Origin of the sequence: Paramesorhizobium salinisoli, assembly GCF_003335045.1 — a bacterium.
Taxonomy (GTDB): Bacteria; Pseudomonadota; Alphaproteobacteria; order Rhizobiales; family Rhizobiaceae; genus Paramesorhizobium; species Paramesorhizobium salinisoli.
Map to the genome: position 1 here is coordinate 220,413 of NZ_QOZG01000002.1, position 21,788 is coordinate 242,200.

A 21,788-nucleotide genomic window follows, 5' to 3' on the forward strand; every position below is an offset into this window, starting at 1 on the left:
GAACTGCCGCCACGGATCAATGTCGTCGCACAAAGGACAAGACACCCAAATCCAGCCGCTTCGGTGGCGAGTGGCTGGTCCTGCCGGAACTTCCGGCTGCAGCAAAACCCCTCCCGTCAACGTTTCGCAGAGGTGATCCGATGAACTATTCACAAACCAGGACACGCAACACCGTCAATTCCGCCGAAGTTTTATCCGTATCCGGGGTGACGTCTATCACGCGAGCGCGTGCGCCATTGGCTATGCTTTTGGCCACCCTGCTAATGCCGGCTGCCGCTTCCGCGCAGCAGGCTGACGGCGAACGGCTGTTCCGGCAGCGCTGCGGCGCCTGTCACAGCCTGGAGCCCGGACAGAACAGGGCCGGCCCACATCTATCTGATGTCATAGGCCGCAAGGCCGGGAGCATCGAGGGCGCCCGCTATTCAGCCGCATTGCGGGAGTCCGATATCGTCTGGGACAGCCAGTCGCTCGATACCTTTCTCACAGCGCCGCGCCAGATGGTGCCCGGCACGCAGATGACTGTCGGCGTTCCCAATGCCGCCCAGCGCGCGGCCATTATCACCTATCTGGAAGGTGCCGGTGCGCAATAGTGCCCACCGACGGTCCCAAGTCTGAGCAGCCGCTGAACACTGCATTGATCTGATCACCTTGAGTCGCAAGAGACCCCGCAGAGACCATGTCTTGCGGGGCCCTCCCGTCAGTTGACGCTTTTAGTCGTCATTTCATTATGCCGAAGGTCACTTGTTCAGTTCTGTGGCCATCTGCAGGTGATGCTCCAAGGCGGGGAGGGTCTTTGCTGCCCAGGCTTTGAGATCAGCATTCTCGCCCTCCTCACCGTATCGCTTGAACAGGTCGACCGCGTCTTCATGGACGTCTTCCTGGTCCGACTGGTACTCCTTGGTGAATTCCTCACCTTGAAGTTTCTTCAGATCATCCAGCATCCCTTGATGAGCCGACGTCATCGCAGTGGGAATGGTGGCCTTGACCTTGCCCGACGTGACCAAATCCTTCAGTTCATTAGCCGTCTTTTGATGGTCGGTCAGCATCTGCTGCGCGAAGGCCTTCGTCTTCACGTCCGCACGTTCGAGCGCGAGCTTGCTTGATTCTATTTCAAACATGTCGCTGCTTGCAGCTTCCGTCACAAAATCCTCGGTCTTGGGGGCGACGCCCATGACGGAGTTCACTCCGGTCTTTTCCGCGGCTGACTGAGCGAAGGCCGCCGAGCTGGCCGTGGCAAGAATGATGGATGCATAGATGAGCGTTTTCATGGGACCTCCTGTCAATCCAACTCGAAAACACCTGGCAGGCGTCCTTGGTTCCTCCCTCTGCCAAGGAATTTGCAATAATGCGGCTATCCGGCTCTTCGGAACTACCGGCTGCCCGTCGCGTTCAATCCTTGAATCGAACGGAGGAAAACCATGGGAAAGAAAAGAAAAGCCGTGCCGAAGCGCGTCGGTGGAGTGAAGGTGCCAAAGACCCTGCGGCGGTCTAGAATGCTGCGCGCACTCTTGGGCACGCCGCTTGGCCGTAATGTCCTGGCGAATGCCTTGACGGCTGCTGCTGCCGCCGCCGCCGCGGTCCTTGTCGAAGAGAGGCATGAAATTGCCCAAACGGGTAAAAAGGGTTTGAAAAAGAGCGGCAGGACGATGGCCATAGCCGGAGACGCGGTGCAGAGCGCAACAAACGCCGCCATGGAAGTGCTAGCTGAAACTGCCCAGTCCCTCCTACCGGAGGAGGCCCGAAAAGGGAAAAAGCTCGACGCCGGCAAAGAAACGGTAAGGCATTAAGCCTGCAGCGCGTAAAGCCTTTGCCGGCAACACATAGCGGCCTTCCTCGCTTTATCGAAGGCCGAGTCATGAAGCATGCGGGTGATTCCGCGCTTGGCCGCATGAAAGCGGCGGCCAAGCTCCGTGCGATCGGGGTGCTGGTCAGAAAACATCCGCGCGCTCTATTGGCCGCGCTTTCAGCCGGCATCTGGCAAGCCGGCCGCGTCGGCGTGCAGGAACTACTTCAAAGCCTTGGTCACAAGGGAAGCCTCCGGGACAAGAAACATGATACTGGCGGTGCCAGATCCCATAAATGGTATTCAGTAACTTCCAAGGGATCGCCGCGGCAGAAACACCGGCTTCAATAGGTTTTGCGCTTCACGTTGTTGCAGTCAGGAGCAGGCGACAGAGTGTCCTGTCAGATGGTAGATCGCGAACTCCGGAGGAATGGTTTTCTGAGCGTCGTGCGCTTCTGCGAGGTGACGGACTTTCACCATGGACGAAATGAATCGGAAGGCCTAGGGGGATAGACAAGGTCGCCAAGTTGCGATGAGGCGCTGGGTTCGGGACCAGCGTTTTCCGGTCTTTAGATCGATCGGATTCTGCGAAAACTGTGGCGATTCAAGAATTCTGTTTTACTTCCTCCCCATTTGTCCTTGAGAATGAAACCATGCCGTTTCGCTTCGTCCACACAGCCGACCTCCATCTCGATTCTCCATTACGTTCCCTGGCGATGCGCAATGCGGATCTCGCCCAACTCATCGGAGATGCCACGCGACAGGCGCTGGTTGCGATTGTCGATCTTTGCATCGAAGAGCAGGTAGATGCGCTGATCATCGCCGGTGATCTCTATGATGGCGAACAGACCTCGATGAAGACGGCCCGGTTTCTCGCCAGCCAGATGCAGCGCCTTCATGAGGCCGGCATCGCCGCTTTCATCGTTCGGGGCAATCACGATGCGCTGTCGCGCATCACGCAGGAGTTGATCCTGCCGCCATCGGTCAAGATCTTCGACAAGCGGGCTGGCGCCGTTGAACTCGTTCACGGCGATCTTGCTCTTGCGATCCATGGCCTGAGCTTCGCCAAACCCCAGGCGCCGGAAAGCCTGCTCGAAAAATACAACCGCCCTGCCCCCGATACGGTCAATATCGGCATCATGCACACGAGCCTTTCGGGGGATGTCCGGCATGATCCTTACGCCCCCTGCAAGGCTTCCGACCTGCATGGCTGGGGTTTTGACTATTGGGCGCTGGGACATGTGCATATCCGCGCCCGGCATGCCGGAGAGCGCATGGTGGTCATGCCGGGGATGCCACAAGGCCGGGACATCAATGAAGCCGGTGAAAAGACGGTCACGCTCGTGACCGTCCACGACGATAGAAGTCTCACCGTCGAGGAGCGTCCTACCAGCATCGCCCAGTTCGAACGCGTGTCGGTCGACCTTTCCTCCGCCGGAACCTGGCGGGAGGCGGTCGAGCTGATTGAACAGGGAATGGGGGCCGCTCGCGACCGGACACGATCGGAGCATCTCGTCGGACGCCTGCAACTGAGCGGCGCAACGCCTTTGTCATGGCAGCTGCGCCGCGACCGCGATCTGCTGCTGGCGCAGACCGAGCAGCGCGCTGAGGGACTGGGCAAGACGTGGATCGAAAAAATCGAAATCGTCACGACAGCGCCTGTCAGCGCGCCCGCCGGTAATACTACCGCCGACCCCGTTTTGGAACTCGGCGAATTGATGCGCAACGACATCATTCACCAGCATGGGGTTCGCGAAGCCGTCCGCGATCTGGTCAAGGAACTCCGCGATGATCTGCCGCCTGAAGCGCGCGGCTTCAGCGGCGATGACGAAGCCGCCTTCGAAGCCCTGGTCGACCAGCTTCTCCGGGAGGGAAGCGAGGACATGCTGGCCCGGCTGAAGCCCGAAATGTCAGAGACCACCTGATGCGTCTTCGCCGGCTCGACCTCACCCGTTATGGCAAATTCACGGACCATTCGATCGATTTCGGGGAGCATGTCCCCGGCACGCCTGACCTGCACATCGTCTATGGTTTGAACGAGGCCGGGAAATCGACGTCCCTTTCAGCCTATCTCGATCTTCTCTTCGGTATCGAGGAACGCACGCGCTATGGCTTCCTTCATCAGGGCAAGGCCATGGAGATTGGCGCCTGCCTCGAGTTCGACGGGCAGGCGCATGAGTTCAAGCGCGTCAAGCAGCGCAGCAATTCCCTGCTGAACGGGCAAGGACAGCCGGTCAACGAAGCGTTTTTGAGCGTTCCGCTCGCCGGACTGACGCGCGAGGCCTATCGCATGATGTTTTCGCTCGACGATCAGACGCTGGAAGATGGCGGTAACGCCATTCTGGAAAGCAAGGGTGATCTGGGCGAACTGCTGTTTTCGGCGAGCGCCGGCCTTGCAGGCATCAGTTCCATCCTTGAGAGCGCGATCGACGAAGCCGATGGGATTTTCCGCAAGCGCGCGAGTTCGACGAAGATCGCAGGCCTGAAGCGGCAGATTGCGGAACTTAAATCCCGGCGCGACGAAATCGACACGCAGGCATCGGCCTACAAGACGCTGACGACCGCGCTCGCGCAGGCCGAGGCCGCCTACGACGCCGTCATGAAGGAAATCGGCACGGCAAAGGCGCGCCAGGAGGAGATAGCCCGCATCCTGCGCGCCCACCCCCGGGCGGCGGAACACCGTCGGGGACAAGAGGAACTGGAGCAGTACAAGTCCCTGCTCCATCCGCCTGCGAACTGGGCGGCGGCACTACCCGGCCTCATCAATGAGGAAACGCGGCTTCAAACCCAACTGGACGGACTTGGACAGCGCGAACAGAAAGTTCGGGAGGCGCTGCAAGGGCCGGTGATCGACCAATGTGTGCTCGAGATGGCGGTCCGCCTCGACCAGCTGCCAGACGCGGCCGCGCGCTATACGACCGCTGAGGAAGACCTGCCGAAGCGGCAAGGGAAGCTGGCCGAATGGACCCGCAAGATCGATCTCATCCTCGCGGCTCTGGGCCAATCGGATGTCGGCGATCCAAAGACGCTTCTCGTGCCGGTAGCAACGATCGGCGTGCTCCGTGATCTTATCGCTGACAAATCCGGCATAGATGTCGCCCGGCGGGCGGGCGAGAAAGAGCATGAAGCCGCCCGGCAGGCCCTGGAAAAAGAGCAGCGCGCCCGGACGGCACTCGACAGGCAGGGGCCCGCGATCGACGCCGGCAAAGTCGCACAGCTTCAATCCCTGGTGAGCCGCCTGCGGGAGGGCAATCTGGCCGCCGAGCTCCGTCTTGCCCAGCGCGGCCTTTCTGACAAGCGGCAGTCGTTTGATGACGCGGTAGGCGGGTTGCACCCCTGGACCGGCGATGGCGACGCGCTCCTGAGGCTATCGCCGCCGCGTCCTGACCGCCTTGAAGCCTGGAAGGCTGCCTTCACCGCGCTCGACAAGCGACGCTCGCAGATTGTCGAACGCGAAGGGGAGCTCATCACGAAGAGGGACGAGGACGCGGCCAGAATAGCCGCCCTGCGCGAAGCTTCCAGCCTTCTGGACGACGGGGAGGCCAACGCCGTGCTGATCGATCGTGACGAGGCGTGGGCACAGCATCTCTCGGCGATGGACCACGAGACGGCGCAGCGGTTCGAGACCAGCATGCGAAAGACCGATGCGGTCGCGGCCGCCCGCCTCAGTGGGGCCAAGGAACTCGAAGAATTGCGATCCCTGGCGGCTGCAGTGGCGGTGACCAGGGCCGGCCTCGACAGGCAAGGCGCATTGCTGCGCGAGAGCGATGAAGAATTGGAAATTTTGCGTCGTGAAATCAGGACGGAGACGCCCACCGAAATCGCGTTGAGTGGCGACGCGCCGACGGGTTCATGGTTGGCGAAGATCAGTCAGTGGGCGGAGAACCACGCTTCAGCCCTGGCTGCCTGGGATCATCTGCGTCGCGCCCTGAACGATATCGAGGTTGCCGAAGATGGACTGAAGGCAGAGCAAAGTTCCCTGGCGCAGGCGCTGGCCTCCACCGGGATCAATGTCGATGGGCTGGCCCTGGCCGCACTGGTGCAGGCTGCCGACAACATCCTCATGGACCATGCCGCGCTCCATGCCAAAAGGACGGAAGCGGACAGACGCCTCGATGAACATGAAGCAGCCCTGGCCGAACGACAAAAAGCGCTCGACGAAGCCATCAAGGCATCCAATGCTTGGGAGAGCGATTGGACGAATACCCTCGCGACCACATGGTTCGCCGACCAGCAAGGCAGCGTGGGCGCCGTGCGCGAACTCCTGAACGCGATCTCAGACCTGCCGGAGGCGCTCCGCGAACACGATGATCTGCAACATCGTATCGATGCCATGGAGGCCGATCGGCAGGCATTCGCCAAGGCGGTCACCGAACTTCACGAGGCTCTTGGCGAGACACTTGACGGAAAAGATCCGCTGTTCGCCGCGAAAGCCCTGATCCAACGGTACGTGGAGGCCAAGCAGGGCGAAGCGAAGCGACTGGAACATAACAGGGCGCTTGCCGATCTCGCGATCGAACGCGAGCAACTGGAGGACGAGATTGCGGTACATGCCGCGCGCAGGAACGAGATGATCGACTTCTTCCATGTCGCCACCCTTGGCGATGTTCGGCAAGAACTGGAGAATTGCCGGAAACGGGATGAACTGGTTGTGCAGCAGGGCAAGATAGAGCGACAGATCGTCGGCGAGATGCAGGAACAATCGCTGGACGATGCGATGATTGGCCTGGCCAACACCGACCTGTCCGAACTGCAACGGGAGCAGGCCGAACTCACGTCGCGGCTTGAGGATCTGGACGGACGCGCCAAGGATCTCTTCGCGGACAAGGCGCGTGCAACGGATCGCTTGAACGACATAGGCGGCGATGACGCCGTCGCCCGCATCGACGTTACCCGGCGAACGGTGCTTGTCGAAATCGAGGATCTGGCACTGCGATATCTGCGTTTGCGAAGCGGCAGCCTGATCGCCGAGCATGGCATTCGCGCCTATCGGGATAGACATCGCAGCGCCATGATGAACCGGGCATCGGAAGCGTTTCGCCTGATGACCCGCGATGGATATACGGGGCTCGCCACGCGGCCCGACAAGGATCGGGAAGCGCTCATCGGACTGTCGCGGCATGGCGGCTCGAAGCTGGCGGTCGAAATGTCCAAGGGCACGCAGTTCCAGCTGTATCTGGCGCTGAGGTTGGCTGGATATGAAGAGTTCGCGACAGCCCGTCCATCCGTGCCGTTCATCGCCGATGACATTATGGAAACCTTCGACGAGCCCCGCTCGGAGGAAGTGTTCCGGCTATTCGGACAAATGGCGCAGGCCGGCCAGGTGATTTACCTGACCCACCATCGGCATCTGTGCGAAATCGCGGCGCAAGTGGTGCCGTCGATCTCGATCCATGAAATCAGGTAAAGCGCCGGAAGAAAGCGGCGTCATCGGATCAGGCCGACGCTGAACCCTTCACGAAGCTCTCCATGGCCGCGAAGGAGAAGGCGCTGATCGGCAGCGGCGTTTCACCATACAGCGCCAGATCGGCAAGGATTTCGCCGACAACGCTGGTGAATTTGAAGCCGTGCCCCGAACAGGGCGACGCCACGACGATGCGCGGGTCCGATGGCAGGAGATCAATGAGAAAATCCTCACTCGGCAGCATGGTGTAGCGGCAGGTGATGGCATTGACGCGCAGGCCTGCCGCGGCCGGAAGGCGGCGGGCGATGAAATCGTCGAGTAGCGCGAGATCGGCGGTGTTCACCGGCGGATTGGGACGGTCGGGGTCGATCTCCTCGCGGAAATGGGCATGCTTTCCGATCTTGACGCCATCGGGTCCGATGACAGGAAAACCGAAGAAGGAACCGGCATCCCCCTCATCACGGATGAAGGCTGGCATGCGGCCAAGTGCGGTGACAAAGCCGTCGCGTGGCTGATACCACGCCACGACCTGGCGGATGGGTACTGCGAGCCCCCGCAATTGCGGCACCAGTTCGGCGATCCACGGGCCGGTGGCCACCACCACCTTGCCAACGCGATAGCGCGCCGTATCCGTAACGATCTCGACGCTGCTGTCGCCAGCCTCGATCGCAGTCACCTTCTCGCCGAAATGCAGGACCGCGCCGTCTGCCGCCGCGAGCTTGAGATAGCCAAAGATTGCCGCCTCCGGCCTGAGGAACCCGCCTTCCGGATCAAGAACGGCGATGTCGTCGACATCGAGCCCGAAGGCTGGAAAGCGCCTCAGCATCATCCCCCGGTCTAACACCTCCGAGGCGAGCCCGTGCAACTCAGCGGAGGCGAGCGTTCCCTTAACGATCTTGTCGTCGGGGCGGCCGATCTGCAGCACGCCCGTTATCGTCAATATCTGCTCGCGCAGCCGGTGCTCCATCGAACGCCAGTTGGCATAGGCGCGCTGCAGAAGCGGCACATAGGACGGATCCTCGAAATAGCCGAGCCTTATCAGCCGGCTGTCGCCATGGGAGGAACTCAGCGCATGGGCGGGAAACGCAGCCTCGATGCCAATGACTTTGACGCCGCGTGCGGCGAGATGCGCGACCGCGGCGCTGCCCATCGCGCCCAGGCCGATGACGGCGACCTCATATTGCGTGGACATCTCACCTCCCCGATTCGTTGGCTAAATATCTGTCACCGCCGGCGCGGTTGAACCGGCCAGAAGATTGCGCGCCGCCGCCATATCTTGAGCCAAAGGCCGATCGTCGACATAGCGGGGCAAGATAGCGCGCAACGCACGATAGACCACATCCGTGCCCCGGGCGCGAGGTGCGTGGCCTGATCGAAGATCCAGCGCCTGCGCGGCCGCCAGAAGCTCGATGGCGAATATCTGCTCGGCATTGTCGAGCATGGCGAGAAGCTTCACCGCCGCCGCCGTCGGGTGGGCCAGAAAATCCTCCTGCAGGGCGGAGGTGATGCCGCCATCGAGACTGGCGGGAAGCCCAAGACGGCGGTTTTCGTTGCTGAGCGCCGCCGCCGTATATTGCGCGATCATAAAACCGGAGCCCGCGCCCGGATCATCAGCAAGGAAAGCCGGCAGGCCGCTCACCAACGGATTGACCAGACGGTCGATGCGGCGCTCGCTCATGGCGGAAATCTGCGCGATGGCGACCGCCAACATGTCGAGCGCCTGCGAAAGCGCGGGCGCAACGGCATGCGCCTGCGACCACACCTGCGGCGCCTCCGGCGTGCCCGAAACAGCGGGATTGTCGGTGACGGAAGCAAGCTCGCGATCAACAGTATCAGCCGTGAAATCGAAGCCGTCGCGCGCCGCGCCATGGGCATGTGGAATGGCGCGCAGGCTCAGGGCATCCTGCGTCCTTGCGCCTGCATTGGCCGCGATGAGCCCGCTTCCCGCAAGCCTTGCCCGCAGGGCGCGGCCGGTGGTTTCGATGCCTTTCGAGCGCCGCAGCGCAAGCACGCCTTCTTCGAAGGCCGGCATCTGCGCGCCAAGTGCTTCAAGCGTCATCGCGGCAATGGCGTCTGCCCATTCAAGCAAGCGTCCAGCGCGCGCGAGCGCGATACAGCCAAGGCCAGTGGAACAGGAGGTGCCGTTGACGAGGCTCAGCCCCTCCTTTGCCTCCAGCACGAGAGGCTCGATGCCGATCTTCGCGAGCGCTTCTGCGCCGCTCATCCGCCTGCCCGCGAGATGCGCTGTCCCCTCGCCTATTATCACCAGCGCGATATGCGCCATGTGGGTGAGATAGCCGGCGGAACCCTTGGCGGGAACATCGGGAACGCAATCGTGGTCGAGCAACGCCAGCATCGCGCGGACGATCTGTGGCCTGACGCCGGAATGGCCATGGGCGAAATTGTTGATCTGGGCGGCGATGATGGCGCGTACCTCGCGCGGGGCCAGAAGCGGACCTACACCGCAGGCGTGGCTCATCAGGATATTGCGCGACAGGCGGCGCTGCGAAGCGCGGTCGACCACCGTATCGGCAAGTGCGCCGACGCCCGTATTGACGCCATAGGCGCGGATACCGCTTTTCACCAGTGTGGCGACGATGCGCGCCGCGTGATCGATCCTGTCCCATGCGCCCTCGCCCAGCACTAGTGGAGCGCCTTCGGCGATGCCGGCTATCGCCTGCCAGTCCAGCGTCGTTTCAAGCGTTATGGTGCGCAAGGCTCTAGCTCCCGAACGTGCCGATGAATTGCCGGAAGGCAGGCGAACCGCCCTTGCCGAAAAGCTCTTCCGGCGTGCCGTCGCTGTCGATCTCGCCGGAGCGCATGAAGATGACACGATTGGAGACATTGCGGGCGAAGCTCATCTCGTGGGTGACGACCAGCATGGTCATGCCCTCCTCCGCCAGACTGCGCATGACGCGCAGGACTTCGCCGACGAGCTCGGGATCGAGCGCGGAGGTCGGCTCGTCGAAAAGCATCACCTTCGGCTTCATAGCCAGTGCGCGGGCGATGGCCGCGCGCTGCTGCTGGCCGCCCGAGAGATGCGCTGGATAGGCATGGCGCTTCTCGGCGATCCCGACCTTTTCGAGAAGCGCCTCGGCCTCGGCGATACACTCGGCGCGCGGCCGCTTCAGCACATGCAGCGGGCCCTCGATGACATTGTCGAGGATGGTCATATGCGACCAAAGATTGAACGACTGGAAGACCATGCCGAGCTCAGCGCGGATACGATCGACCTGCTTTCGGCTGGCCGGCACGTTGCGGCCGTTCTTCGTCACCATCTCGATGCGCTCGCCATCGACGACGATCTCGCCCCGGTCGGCGACTTCGAGAAGATTGATGCAGCGCAGGAAGGTCGATTTGCCCGAGCCGCTGGCGCCGAGCAGCGAAATGACGTCGCCATCATGCGCATCGAGGGAAATGCCGCGCAGAACTTCATGCGTGCCGAAGCTCTTGTGGATGTTGCGGACGGATAGCCGGGTGGCCGAAGCCATGTTCCCCTCCATGGTGGTGTGTGGCCTCGTCATCGTGATACCGGAAGGCTGCCGGGGACAAGCGGCGCCGCAGCGCGACGGTGGGGCGAAAGGCGGTGTTCTAGCAGCGCCATCGCCTGCAGGATCAAGAAATTGAGCACGAGGTAGATGATCGCCGCGCAGAGGAACACCTCCATCGTGCGATAGGTCTGGGAGATCAGCCGCTGGGCAACGCCCGTCACTTCCCAGACGGTGACGAGGCTCGCGAGCGCGGTGGATTTGACCATCATCACAATCTCCGTCGAATAGGCCGGCAGGGCATGGCGAAAGGCGATGGGGGCGATGATGCGGCGTACCAGGAGAAAGCCGGACATGCCGATGGCGCGTGCCGCCTCGATTTCGCGCGGGGGGACGGCGCGCAGGCCAAAGCGGAAGATTTCGGCGGTATATCCCGCTGTGCAGAGGGCCAGCGACAGGACGGCGCAGACGAAGGGCTCGCGCAGCGCCGGCCAGACGAAACTATGACGGATGAAGCCGAACTGACCGAGGCCGTAGAAGACGAGAAACATCTGGATGAGCAGCGGCGAGCCGCGGAAGACGAAGATATAGCCCCGCGCGAACCGGCTAAGGACGGGATTGCCGCCTACACGCATCCAGACGACGAGGAGCGCAAGCAGCCCGCCGAACAGCACCGACAGGGAAAACAGGGCAAGCGTCATCGGCACGGCGGCAAGCAGGGTCTTCATCGTCTGAAAGAGGAAAGGGATATCCATCGCCATTCCTCCTTAGATCTGGCCGATGCCGGCAGGCATGCTGCGGCTCGCGCGCCGCTCGGCAAGCGCGAAGAGGCGGTCTGACATGCTGGTCAGGATCAGATAGAGACAGCCGCCGGCGATGAAGAACAGAAAATATTGCCGCGTGGAACCGGCGGCGACCTGGCTGGTGCGCATAAGGTCCGCGAGCCCGGTGACCGAGACGAGCGCCGAATCCTTGAGGCTCAACTGCCAGACATTGCCGATGCCGGGGATGGCGAAACGCAGGACCTGCGGCGCGATGATGCGCCGGAAGCGCAGGAGACGGTGCATGCCAATGGCCTGGGCGGCTTCGAGCTCGCCCTTCGGGATGGCCAGGAAAGCGCCGCGATAGACCTCCGCCTGATAGGCCCCGCAAATGAGTCCCACGGCAAGAGCACCGGCGATGAAGGAGGGGAGCCCAAGAAAGCCCTCGACGCCGAAATAACCACCGATGGCGGTCAGGGCGCTGGAGCCGCCGAAATAGACGAGGTAGATGATGAGAAGCTCGGGCACACCGCGGAAGACAGTTGTGTAGAAGCCGCCGGCGGTTCGGGCGGCCCGGTTTTGCGAAAGCTTGGCCGCAGCCACGACGGCGCCCAGCACGGCGCCCAACAGAAGCGCGGTGAGCGTGAGGCACAGCGTCATCAGGGCCCCCATGAGGAGAAGCCCGCCCCAGCCGGTCTGCCCGAAACCGAGCGTCTCCACTATTCCCATGTCAGAGTTCCCATATTGCCGGAGCGGCTGATGTTACGAGATGGTCTGGGGCAGGCGGTGCTTACGCCCCCCGCCCTCCTGAGCTTGTCGAAGGGCGCCAGAGGGGAGTGCAAGCGCCTGCCAACCAACCATGCCTTTACGGCGTAACGTCGGTCTTGAACCACTTCATCGACAGTTCCTTGACAGTTCCGTCGGCAAGCGCCGCCTTGATGGCGTCGTCCAGCATCGCCTTGAGCTCGGGATCGGACTGGCGCACGCCCAGCCCCTCGCCCGTGCCGAAAATGGTGCCGCCGATTTCTGGGCCGCTGAAGGCCAGTGCACCATTGGCCTTCTCGAAGGCCGTGGACAGGGTGGTAGCGTCATCGAAGGCGAGATCGATGCGGCCCGTCTCCAGATCGATGTCGCGCTCGGCGCTGGTCTTGTATTCGCGCACCGTGGCGATATCGCCGAAATTATCATAGATGAACTTGGCATAAACGGTCGCCGCCTGGATGCCGATGGTGGCGCCCTTGAAGGCGGTCCGCATGGCTTCGACGGCTTCCTTGCCGCCGCTCATGTCAGGCGCGATCTTGACGACCGTGCCCGTTCCCGGCGCATTGGCGTAGGAACTGTCCTTCGGGGCGGCGAAGGCGGCATGGGTATGGGCGTAGGGGATGGAGAAATCGATGATCTTCTTGCGCTCCTCGGTGATCGACAGCGCATCCATGATGACATCGAACTTGCCGGCGTTGAGGCTGGCGATCATGCCGTCCCAGTCGGAGGCGACCAGCTTGCATTCCACTTTCATGTGAGCGCAGAGATATTTCGCCAGTTCCGGCTCGAAACCGCCAAGCGTGCCGTCGGGGTTGGTCAAATTCCACGGGGCATAGGCGCCCTCGAGCGTGATCGTAACGGTCTTCCATTCCTTGGCCTGAGCCGGAGACCATCCACCCGCGGCAAGCGCGAGAGCGCCAGCCAGCAAAACCTTGTAAGCTTTCATCGATATTCTCCTCTGGTAATGTCGGAAACCGTTAATACGCCGATCTGCCGTCGGCTTGGCGAGAGCATGGGAGGCATGTCAACCGCTGATCGAGGTCGAGCGCGGCCAGTCGACTGCTTGCTTGACCAGAAGCAATCCGGACCACCGCCCTCTATTCATGTTGTATATGGGACCATATGACAATTATTATGGTATGCAAGAGCAAAGTACCGAATACGTGCAGATTCTGCTCCTGCTCAAAAATCGAGCTATGAAGAAGATCAAGCACCATTCGGCGGCATAGCAACCGCCGGGCGGCTGGCGATATCCGATGCAATCAGAGGGGAGGCATCTTCAATGTCCAGTGGAAGATCCAATGAAAGGGCAAGCGAAAGCGCACCGCTCTATGCCGGCGTGAAGCAGATGATCCTCGACCGCATCCACAGCGGCGAGTGGCCCCCAAAGCATCGAGTACCCTCCGAAAACGAACTCGTCGCGGAACTGGGCGTCAGCAAAATGACTGCAAACCGTGCGTTGCGCGAATTGGCGAGCGAGGGCGAACTCATCCGCATCCAGGGCGTCGGCTCCTTCGTCGCGGAGCGCAAGGGCACTTCTGCGCTTTTCGAAGTTCGCAACATTGCCGATGAAATCGCAGAAAGAGGCCATATACACCTGGCTTCGGTGGTTTTTGTTCGTGAAGAGGCCGCCTCCCCGGCCGTTGCCGACGCGCTGGATCTGCCGATCGGATCGAAGGTCTTCCATTCACTGATCGTCCACAGCGAAAACGATGTTCCGGTGCAGATTGAGGATCGTCATGTCAATCCGGCGGCAGCACCCTCCTATCTCGAACAGGATTTCACCGCGATCACACCCAATGCCTACCTGACGCGCGAGGCGCCGTTGAGCGGATCCGAGCACATCGTCGAAGCCGTCATGCCGGAGCCCTGGCAATGCAAGCTCCTTGTAATCCTGCGCAACGAGCCATGCCTGACTATCCACCGCCGCACATGGTCTTCGAAACAGGTGGTCTCTTTCGCGCGCCTCGTCTATCCCGGCAACCGTTATCGGCTGGAAACCCGCAGTGGCAAAGCCACCGAAGAGTGAATACGCCGCAGCAGGTTGTATATGCAACCTGCTGTTAGAAAAAGCGCCGCCGCTCCCCCTATTTTTTAGGAATCAATTTTTAACAACTGGAAAAAGGGCGCGTGCGGCCTTTCCTTGAAGTGATTCGGCTCTATTTGCTTCCGTGACCTCCAGAAGCCAAAGTTAATCTCAGGGCAACAACTGCAGAAACTCCTCCTAACCGGCTGAAATTCCACCAATTCACGAAGAGATTAAAAACCCTGGTTGTCAAAAGTATATTTTCACTACAAACATGCGGCATACGAGCGATGAACTTAAGAAATGACGACACACAACTTCGCCGGAGACCTGGTTTGCTGATATCCACTACTGCCATTCTGTTTGCAGTCATTGCGATCGCCCTTGGTATCGGCGGTGCATGGCTCGCTGCACTTGGCGGAAGCTGGTATTACCTCATCGTGGCAATCGGCTTTCTTCTGACCGCGATTTTTCTCTTCAAGCGGCACCCGGCCGCCCTGGGGATATATGCCCTCGTCATCCTCGGTTCGCTTGGCTGGGCAATCCATGAAATCGGCTTCGATTGGTGGCAGCTGGGCACGCGTGGCGGCGTCATCGTCCTTCTCGGCCTCTGGCTGCTCACCCCATGGATATGGAGGAAGACCGGTGGCGTCCTGCCGCTTGCCTTCGCCGTGCTGGTCGCACTGGGCGTGGCCGGATATTCCATGTTCCAGGACCCGCACGATATCGTGGGATCCCTGCCGACCAAGCAGGTGGCGGCGAACGCTGATCTCGGAGGCAATATGCCGCCTGGCGATTGGCAGCAATATGGGCGCACCCCCTATGGACAGCGCTATTCGCCGCTTGCCCAGATCACGCCAGAAAATGTCGCCAGCCTGAAGGTCGCATGGACCTATCAGACGGGCGACATCAAGCAGCCGGAGGATGTAGGCGAGACAACATACCAGGTCACGCCTCTCAAAGTGCGTGACACGCTTTATTTGTGCACACCGCACAATTGGGCGATCGCCCTCGATGCAGCGACCGGCAAGGAGAAATGGAAATTCGATCCGAAGGTCGGCTTCAATACGGACCGCCAGCACCAGACCTGCCGCGGCGTCTCCTATTACGCCGATCCGGCAATACCTCCAGGCCAGCCCTGCGCCGAACGCGTCTACCTGCCGACCTCCGATGCACGGCTGATCGCGCTCGATGCGGCGAACGGCCAGATCTGCACCTTCTTCGCTGACAATGGCACGCTGCACCTCGAACAGGGCATGCAGTATACGCCTGCCGGCTATTACTATTCCACCTCGCCGCCGGTTGTCGCAGCAGGCAAGATCATCGTCGGCGGCGCCGTCAACGACAATTACTCCATCCACGAGCAATCGGGCGTCATCCGCGCGTTCGACATCAACACAGGCGCGCTGATCTGGAACTGGGATTCGGGCAATCCGGATGTGACGACGCCACTTCCCCCCGACCAGAAATATACGGTCAATTCGCCCAACAGCTGGTCCGTCTCGAGTGTCGATGAAAATCTCGGACTGATCTATGTGCCGCTTGGCAACAAGGTTCCCGACCAGTATGGCGCAGGTCGCAGCCCGAGCGTGGAGAAATACTCCTCCTCCATCACCGCGCTCGACCTCAATACGGGACAGGTACGCTGGGTCCGCCAGACCGTGCACCACGATCTCTGGGATATGGATGTCCCTGCGCAGCCGGTCCTTCTTGACATCACCAAGGAGGATGGAACGGCCGTTCCGGCGCTTGTCGGCCCGACAAAACAAGGCGATATCTATGTGCTCGACCGGCGCACCGGCGAAGCGATCATTCCGGTCAAGGAGGTGCCGGCTCCCGGCGGAGCGGTGGCGGGAGATTTCACTGCGCCAACGCAACCCGTCTCCGGCCTGAGCTTCTCGCCGCCCCCGCTGTCCGAAAAGGACATGTGGGGCATTACCATGTTCGACCAGCTCGCGTGCCGGATCCAATTCCACAGGCTGAGATATGAAGGACGCTATACGCCGCCCTCGCTGCAGGGAAGCATCATCTATCCCGGCAATTTCGGCACCTTCAACTGGGGCAGCGTCGCGGTCGATCCCGTGCGGCAGGTAATGTTCGCCATGCCGACCTATCTCGCATTCACCTCGAAGCTGGTGCCGCGGGAGGATGTGCCGCCGCCTGGCGAAGTCACCAAGGGAAGCGAACAGGGGCTGAACCGCAATGAAGGCGCGCCTTATGCCGTGCTCCTCAATCCCTTCCTGTCGCCGCTGGGCATTCCCTGCCAGGCGCCACCGTGGGGCTATGTCGCCGGGGTGGATCTGCGAACCGGCAAGACCGCCTATAAGCACAAGAACGGCACCATCCGTGACATGTCCCCGATACCCCTGCCGTTCAAGGTCGGCGTTCCCGGCATCGGCGGTCCGATGATCACCGCAGGCGGCGTTGCCTTCCTCGGCGCCGCGGTAGACGATTATCTTCGCGCCTATGATCTGACGACCGGCAAGCAGCTATGGGAGGCGCGCCTGCCGGCAGGTGGCCAGGCCACGCCGATGACCTACACCACGGATGACGACCGCCAGTTCGTTATCATCGTGGCGGGAGGCCATGACTCGGTCGGCACCAAGCCGGGCGACTATGTCATCGCGTATACGTTGCCGAATAGCTGACAGGTTTTGCCCTGGAGGCCTTCATGTCTGACCGCTGGTGGCGGCGGAAACGTTGCGGAATGATCCTGGGTGAAGCCCAAGGATGACGATTGCCGGGATGTTTCTGCCATTCTCCAAGGTTAAAGACGCTCCAAGGTTAACGGGCGAAAACCTCTCCAGTTGGTCATTCTCGGGCTTGACCCGAGGACCCATTCCGGAACATTGCCACCCACCAGCGGTTGGACACTTTCATAAAAATTGAAGCCCCGACGTTTCCATCTCAAAATGAACCGCTCTAAATTTGCCCACGCTTCGCAAGATTGCGCATCAGGGCGGCCGCGCCGAATGTCCAGGGCGGGCACTGCGTCGAAAGCCTGACCGTATTCGTCAGGCTGCCGAGCTCCGGATTGGAGATGGTGACGACATCGCCCAGCTTGTGCGTAAATCCTTCTCCAGGGGTGTCGCGGTCCTCGACCGGCGCAAAAAGCGTTCCCATGAAAAGCATGAACCCATCGGGATACTGATGATGGGCGCCTATGGTCTGCGAAACGAGGTCGAGCGGATCGCGGCTGATCTCCTTCATGGTGCTGTGCCCCTTGAGCACAAAACCATCCTCCCCCTCTATAAGGAGATCGAGATCGGCATTGCGGACGTCATCGATCGAATAGGTCTCATCGAACAGCCGGATGAAAGGACCGATGGCGGCGGAGGCGTTGTTGTCCTTCGCCTTGCCGAGCAGCAGGGCGGAGCGACCTTCTACATCGCGCAGATTGACATCGTTGCCGAGCGTCGCGCCCTTGACCTTGCCGGAGCTGTCGACCGCCAGCACGATTTCCGGTTCGGGGTTGTTCCAGTTCGAAATCGGATGCAGCCCGACAGAGGCGCCCCAGCCGACCGAGGAAAGGGGCTGCGCCTTGGAAAACACTTCGGCGTCCGGTCCGATGCCGACTTCCAGATATTGCGACCAGACGTTTTCCTCGATCAATGCCGCCTTGACCTTGGCCGCTTCCGCGGAACCAGCCTTCAGATTGCGCAGGCTGTTGCCGATGATCGCCGTCACCCGCTCGCGAATTTTCAGCGCCAGCGCCGGATTGCCGGCAGCCTTTTCCTCGATCACGCGCTCGATCATCGAGCGGGCGAAGGTAACGCCGCAGGCCTTGACCGCCTGAAGGTCGCAGGGCGCCAGAAAATGCACCTGCGTCAGGTCGCCTGCCGCCTCGACAGACTGTTGTGACATTTGTTCGAGAGACAGAAGCCGCTCACCTTTTTGCGCAGCGGCAAATGCCGCGGGATCGTCGCGCTCGAGGAGATCGCGCATGGTTGGCGCCTCTTTCGAGGTGATGTCGTAGAGGATACCGTCGCGCAGCATGACGAGGGCCGGCCCCTCGTGTTCCGGCCGCCAGACGCGCCCCACAAAGGTTCCATTTCGAAATGTTTCGGCCGATAGGGTCATTGCCTGTGCTCCTCGAATGCCATGGTCGATATTATCCCCGCTCGGGGTTCATTTTCGGCTTGTCATCGCAGAGGATGCCAGTTCATTCAATAGCCGGGCGGAAGAAGCAGTTTTGCTTGCTATGAATATGTCGGCTTCGCCAGCCGGCATGGGTCTGCCGGTGAAAAAACCTTGCACTTCACCAAAATGCTCGTTTCTCAACCGGCTGAGTTGTTGCGCGGTTTCCACTCCCTCTGCCGTCGTAATGATGTTGAAACCCGCGCCAAGAACAGCGACAGCCTGGATGATGGCAAGGTTCCTGGTGTCGACCTCGATGCCGGAGACGAAGCTGCGATCGATCTTGATCTTGTCGAAGGGGAAGGAGCGGAGATAGCTGAGCGAGGAATAGCCGGTGCCGAAATCGTCCATCGCTATGCGGACGCCGAGCTCACGCAGCGCGTAAAGCATCTGGATGTTCTGTCGGCTGTTGGACAGGAAGATCGATTCGGTGATCTCCAGCTCCAGACGATGCGGTTCGAGACCGGCCTCCTCAAGGGCCATGACAACGGTGTCGAGCAAGCCCGCCTGATCGAACTGCGCCGCCGAAAGATTGACCGAAATCTTGACCGATTTCGGCCAGCGCGCCGCAGTCAGACAGGCCTCACGGAGCACCCATTGACCGATCCCGGAGATCAATCCCGTTTCCTCCGCCACCGGGATGAATTCGGCGGGAGAAACCATGCCGCGCTGCGGGTGGTGCCAGCGTATGAGCGCCTCGAAGCCCGAAATGCTGTCGTCGGACAGCGTGAAGATCGGTTGGTAATAGAGTTCGAACTGGTTCTCATTCAGCGCCTGGCGCAATTCGAGCGTCAGGATATGGCGCCTTTCCGCCGCCAGCCGCATCGACTGCTCGTAGAAGCGGAAGGTCGAGCGGCCGTCGGCCTTGGCGGCGTGGAGCGCCAGATCGGCGTTTCGCAGAAGCAGATCCACCTCGTCACCATGCTTCGGCGCCAGCGCGATACCGATGCTGCAACCGATATATTCCTCATTATCCTCGAGACGGAAAGGCTCGGCGAAAAGGGCCATCAGCTTTTCGGCAAACAGGCTGATCTCCCTGATATCGCCGCCCATGAACGCGATGGCGAATTCATCGCCATTGATGCGCGCGATGAAATCATCCGGCGAGATCAGCTTGCGCAGCCGTGAAGCGACCTCGCTCAACAGCAGATCGCCGGCCGGGTGCCCCATGCTGTCATTGACCTGCTTGAACTGGTCGACATCGAGATAGAGCAGCGCGAATGGCTCCGCCCCATGCTCCTTCTTCAACAGTTTCCGGAGGTGGTCGGTGAAAAAGGCGCGATTGGGCAGACCGGTGAGCGCGTCGTGCATGGCGACATGCTCAATCCGCGACAGGATTTCCCGCCTTTCCGTCACATCCTCCGAAAGCCCTATGAGGTAGCGGGGACGCGACCCGTCAGTGGTGGGAATGCGGCGCTTTATGGTGCGCACAACGCGTATCTCACCATCGGGGCGCACCATGTTCTGCTCCATGGACAAGACCTCGCTGCGGCGCATCGCCACCTGATCCTGACGGCTGAAGCGAACGGCATCGCGGCGCGGATACAAAGTATTGTCGGTCTTGCCCAGGACCTCCTTCGGCGTGCGACCGCTGATCGCTCCGGCTGCCTCGTTGAACAGCACATAGCGTCCGGCATTTTCCATATCCTTGACGAAAACGCCCAGGGGAAGATTGCTCACCAGATTGTCGAGGAGCGAACGGGTATGGTGCACCTGCCTGTAGGCCTGGTTGACCTCGGTGCGGTCCTGCACGATGGCGAGGACGGCATCGAGGCCCCTGAAGCGCACCTGCCGACCGTAGGTCAAAACCTCGATGATTTCGCCATCCGCCTTCAGATGCTGCCAGCGTTGCGGCCGGTCGAGGTCGGATTTGTCCCGTATCGCCTCCAGCATGCGCTCGCGCTCGGCCGGGGGGCGGATATCGAGGACAGTGAGTAGCCCGAACTGCTCGCGGTCATAGCCATAGAGCTGGACGGCAGCCTGGTTGATGATGAGGAATTTCAGGGTTTGCGGATCATAGACCCACATGGGGGTCGGGTGGGTGGTGAAAAGAACGCGGAAATCCTCGTCAGTTTCCGCTGTATCCACAGGCTCGCCGCTCCCCGAGGATTCAGAATCCGCCATATGATTCTGCCCTCTTATGTATTCCCATCGTTGAAAACGACATCCGACCGTCCCCTGATATGCCTGTAAAGCCCCTGCGGAGCAAAACATCAAATTCTAAATAAACAAGCTAAACCTTGATTTTTACTCGTCTTTGTCACGCTTCTTATTCTTCCCCACCCACCACATTCCTGGATTGCTCAAAGGCCGGTTTTACACCTTTCAACAATATGCCGGGAATCAGCCCCTCCCAGCATCGGGTTGACCTTGGCCAATTTTGGGCCTATCCCGTCAACAGCAAAATTCGTTGGGGTGCCGAAAGGCTGAGAGGTGCTAACGCGCCAACCCATTGAACCTGATTCGGGATAATACCTGCGTAGGGAACGGAGTTTGGCGTCGCGGACCGGGATGATTCCCACTCTTTGGAAGCATATTCCATCCCGGTCGAGGCGTTTCGAGTTTCCGTTCGGAATGAGAAACGCCATGACCAGAACACAGACAGCACGCTCCTTTTCTGTCCCAGTGATACCGATCTGCGTGACCATTGCGGGATCGGACAGCGGCGGCGGCGCCGGCATCCAGGCCGACCTCAAGACCTTCTCCGCGCTCGGTACCTATGGCGCGAGCATCGTCACCGCCATCACCGCCCAGAACACCAAGGCGGTCACCGCAGTCCATGACATTCCGGCTGATATCGTCGCGGCCCAGATGGATGCTGTATTCAGCGATCTCGCCGTCCATGCCGTCAAGATCGGCATGCTCTCGGTGCCGGAAACGATCGAAGCCGTGGCGGCTGGAATTATTCCCTTCAACAAATATATCGTGCTCGATCCCGTCATGGTGGCAAAATCCGGCGACCGGCTGCTGAGCCTCGAAGCCGTCGCTACCTTGCGCAAAAAGCTTCTGCCCGGGGTGACGCTTCTGGCGCCGAACCTGCCGGAAGCCGCCTGTCTGCTCGACGGAGAAATAGCGCGGAGCGAAACCGATGCCGTCGAACAGGGCAAGGCGCTTCTGGCGATGGGTGCTGGCGCAGTGTTGATGAAGGGCGGGCACGCGGAAGGCGGGGAATGCGTCGATCTCCTAATCCGCGATGGCATGCCGCCATTCAGGTTGACGGCGTCGCGCATCGCCACCCGCAATACGCATGGCACCGGCTGCACGCTCTCATCGGCCATCGCCGCCGAGTTGGCGAAGGGGCTGTCGCTGGAGGAAGCCTTCGCCGCAGCCCATGCCTATCTGCAGGGCGCGATCCTTGCCGCCGACCGCCTCAATGTCGGCTCGGGCAACGGTCCCGTTCATCATTTCCATGCGATGTGGGGCTAGA

Annotated in this window: 16 protein-coding genes and 1 riboswitch; of the genes, 7 read left to right on the plus strand and 9 right to left on the minus strand. The window is 60.8% G+C overall.

The window, feature by feature from the left end; all coding sequences use genetic code 11:
* Positions 1–140: 140 nt before the first annotated feature.
* On the plus strand, positions 141–590 hold the full coding sequence (locus DUT91_RS04605; RefSeq protein ID WP_114439199.1) for a c-type cytochrome: 450 nt from the start codon (positions 141–143) through the stop codon (positions 588–590).
* Between the two features lie 147 nt (positions 591–737).
* On the opposite strand, the gene DUT91_RS04610 is transcribed toward DUT91_RS04605, so the two are convergent.
* Positions 738–1,268, minus strand: coding sequence for a DUF4142 domain-containing protein (locus tag DUT91_RS04610; protein WP_114439200.1), 531 nt, complete (start codon positions 1,266–1,268; stop codon positions 738–740).
* A 150-nt stretch (positions 1,269–1,418) separates the two neighbouring features.
* Between DUT91_RS04610 and DUT91_RS04615 the strand changes: the two genes are divergently transcribed.
* From DUT91_RS04615 to DUT91_RS04630, 3 genes are all read left to right on the plus strand, one after another.
* On the plus strand, positions 1,419–1,787 hold the full coding sequence (locus DUT91_RS04615) for a hypothetical protein (protein ID WP_114439201.1): 369 nt from the start codon (positions 1,419–1,421) through the stop codon (positions 1,785–1,787).
* A 649-nt stretch (positions 1,788–2,436) separates the two neighbouring features.
* The gene (locus DUT91_RS04625; protein WP_114439203.1) at positions 2,437–3,708 is read left to right on the plus strand and encodes a metallophosphoesterase family protein; all 1,272 of its coding nucleotides are present in this window, start codon (positions 2,437–2,439) and stop codon (positions 3,706–3,708) included.
* Entirely contained in the window at positions 3,708–7,190 is a 3,483-nt protein-coding gene (locus DUT91_RS04630) for an AAA family ATPase (RefSeq protein ID WP_114439204.1), read from the plus strand. The genes DUT91_RS04625 and DUT91_RS04630 overlap by 1 nt, the downstream gene beginning before the upstream one ends.
* 28 nt (positions 7,191–7,218) lie before the next feature.
* On the opposite strand, the gene solA is transcribed toward DUT91_RS04630, so the two are convergent.
* The 6 genes from solA to DUT91_RS04660 form a co-directional block, all read right to left on the minus strand.
* Complete coding sequence (gene solA / locus DUT91_RS04635; RefSeq protein ID WP_114439205.1) at positions 7,219–8,379, minus strand: N-methyl-L-tryptophan oxidase; 1,161 nt, start codon at positions 8,377–8,379, stop codon at positions 7,219–7,221.
* Positions 8,380–8,400: 21 nt separating this feature from the next.
* The gene (locus DUT91_RS04640) at positions 8,401–9,903 is read right to left on the minus strand and encodes an HAL/PAL/TAL family ammonia-lyase (protein ID WP_114439206.1); all 1,503 of its coding nucleotides are present in this window, start codon (positions 9,901–9,903) and stop codon (positions 8,401–8,403) included.
* 4 nt (positions 9,904–9,907) lie between these two features.
* Entirely contained in the window at positions 9,908–10,678 is a 771-nt protein-coding gene (locus DUT91_RS04645) for an ABC transporter ATP-binding protein (RefSeq protein WP_114439207.1), read from the minus strand.
* A gap of 29 nt (positions 10,679–10,707) precedes the next feature.
* Entirely contained in the window at positions 10,708–11,430 is a 723-nt protein-coding gene (locus DUT91_RS04650) for an ABC transporter permease (protein ID WP_114439208.1), read from the minus strand.
* A gap of 12 nt (positions 11,431–11,442) precedes the next feature.
* Entirely contained in the window at positions 11,443–12,165 is a 723-nt protein-coding gene (locus tag DUT91_RS04655; RefSeq protein ID WP_114439209.1) for an ABC transporter permease, read from the minus strand.
* A gap of 136 nt (positions 12,166–12,301) precedes the next feature.
* Complete coding sequence (locus tag DUT91_RS04660) at positions 12,302–13,144, minus strand: transporter substrate-binding domain-containing protein (protein WP_114439210.1); 843 nt, start codon at positions 13,142–13,144, stop codon at positions 12,302–12,304.
* A gap of 336 nt (positions 13,145–13,480) precedes the next feature.
* Here DUT91_RS04660 and hutC point away from each other — a divergent pair, with 336 nt between their 5' ends.
* Both hutC and DUT91_RS04675 read left to right on the plus strand, forming a co-directional pair.
* Positions 13,481–14,227: a histidine utilization transcriptional repressor HutC gene (gene hutC, locus DUT91_RS04670; RefSeq protein WP_114439212.1), complete on the plus strand. Its 747-nt coding sequence runs from the start codon at positions 13,481–13,483 to the stop codon at positions 14,225–14,227.
* A 332-nt stretch (positions 14,228–14,559) separates the two neighbouring features.
* Positions 14,560–16,872, plus strand: coding sequence for a glucose/quinate/shikimate family membrane-bound PQQ-dependent dehydrogenase (locus DUT91_RS04675; protein ID WP_114439213.1), 2,313 nt, complete (start codon positions 14,560–14,562; stop codon positions 16,870–16,872).
* Between the two features lie 274 nt (positions 16,873–17,146).
* On the opposite strand, the gene DUT91_RS04680 is transcribed toward DUT91_RS04675, so the two are convergent.
* Both DUT91_RS04680 and DUT91_RS04685 read right to left on the minus strand, forming a co-directional pair.
* Positions 17,147–18,304 carry a fumarylacetoacetate hydrolase family protein gene (locus DUT91_RS04680; protein WP_114439214.1) on the minus strand — a complete coding sequence of 386 codons (1,158 nt, stop codon included), beginning with the start codon at positions 18,302–18,304 and terminating at the stop codon, positions 17,147–17,149.
* A 48-nt stretch (positions 18,305–18,352) separates the two neighbouring features.
* Positions 18,353–20,485, minus strand: coding sequence for a putative bifunctional diguanylate cyclase/phosphodiesterase (locus DUT91_RS04685; protein ID WP_114439215.1), 2,133 nt, complete (start codon positions 20,483–20,485; stop codon positions 18,353–18,355).
* Between the two features lie 277 nt (positions 20,486–20,762).
* Positions 20,763–20,864, plus strand: a riboswitch (TPP riboswitch).
* Between the two features lie 83 nt (positions 20,865–20,947).
* On the opposite strand from DUT91_RS04685, the gene thiD reads away from it, so the two are divergent.
* Positions 20,948–21,787: a bifunctional hydroxymethylpyrimidine kinase/phosphomethylpyrimidine kinase gene (gene thiD / locus DUT91_RS04690; protein ID WP_245419552.1), complete on the plus strand. Its 840-nt coding sequence runs from the start codon at positions 20,948–20,950 to the stop codon at positions 21,785–21,787.
* The last annotated feature ends 1 nt before the right edge of the window (position 21,788 follow it).

Excerpts from the sequence above, each read along its gene's own strand:
- DUT91_RS04645 (WP_114439207.1), bottom strand. The coding sequence starts at position 10,678 with ATGGCTTCGGCCACCCGGCTATCCGTCCGCAACATCCACAAGAGCTTC.
- DUT91_RS04685 (WP_114439215.1), bottom strand. The coding sequence starts at position 20,485 with ATGGCGGATTCTGAATCCTCGGGGAGCGGCGAGCCTGTGGATACAGCG.
- DUT91_RS04680 (WP_114439214.1), bottom strand. The coding sequence starts at position 18,304 with ATGACCCTATCGGCCGAAACATTTCGAAATGGAACCTTTGTGGGGCGC.
- DUT91_RS04605 (WP_114439199.1), top strand. The coding sequence starts at position 141 with ATGAACTATTCACAAACCAGGACACGCAACACCGTCAATTCCGCCGAA.
- hutC (WP_114439212.1), top strand. The coding sequence starts at position 13,481 with ATGTCCAGTGGAAGATCCAATGAAAGGGCAAGCGAAAGCGCACCGCTC.
- thiD (WP_245419552.1), top strand. The coding sequence starts at position 20,948 with ATGACCAGAACACAGACAGCACGCTCCTTTTCTGTCCCAGTGATACCG.
- DUT91_RS04625 (WP_114439203.1), top strand. The coding sequence starts at position 2,437 with ATGCCGTTTCGCTTCGTCCACACAGCCGACCTCCATCTCGATTCTCCA.
- DUT91_RS04650 (WP_114439208.1), bottom strand. The coding sequence starts at position 11,430 with ATGGATATCCCTTTCCTCTTTCAGACGATGAAGACCCTGCTTGCCGCC.
- DUT91_RS04630 (WP_114439204.1), top strand. The coding sequence starts at position 3,708 with ATGCGTCTTCGCCGGCTCGACCTCACCCGTTATGGCAAATTCACGGAC.
- DUT91_RS04660 (WP_114439210.1), bottom strand. The coding sequence starts at position 13,144 with ATGAAAGCTTACAAGGTTTTGCTGGCTGGCGCTCTCGCGCTTGCCGCG.
- DUT91_RS04610 (WP_114439200.1), bottom strand. The coding sequence starts at position 1,268 with ATGAAAACGCTCATCTATGCATCCATCATTCTTGCCACGGCCAGCTCG.
- DUT91_RS04615 (WP_114439201.1), top strand. The coding sequence starts at position 1,419 with ATGGGAAAGAAAAGAAAAGCCGTGCCGAAGCGCGTCGGTGGAGTGAAG.
- solA (WP_114439205.1), bottom strand. The coding sequence starts at position 8,379 with ATGTCCACGCAATATGAGGTCGCCGTCATCGGCCTGGGCGCGATGGGC.
- DUT91_RS04655 (WP_114439209.1), bottom strand. The coding sequence starts at position 12,165 with ATGGGAATAGTGGAGACGCTCGGTTTCGGGCAGACCGGCTGGGGCGGG.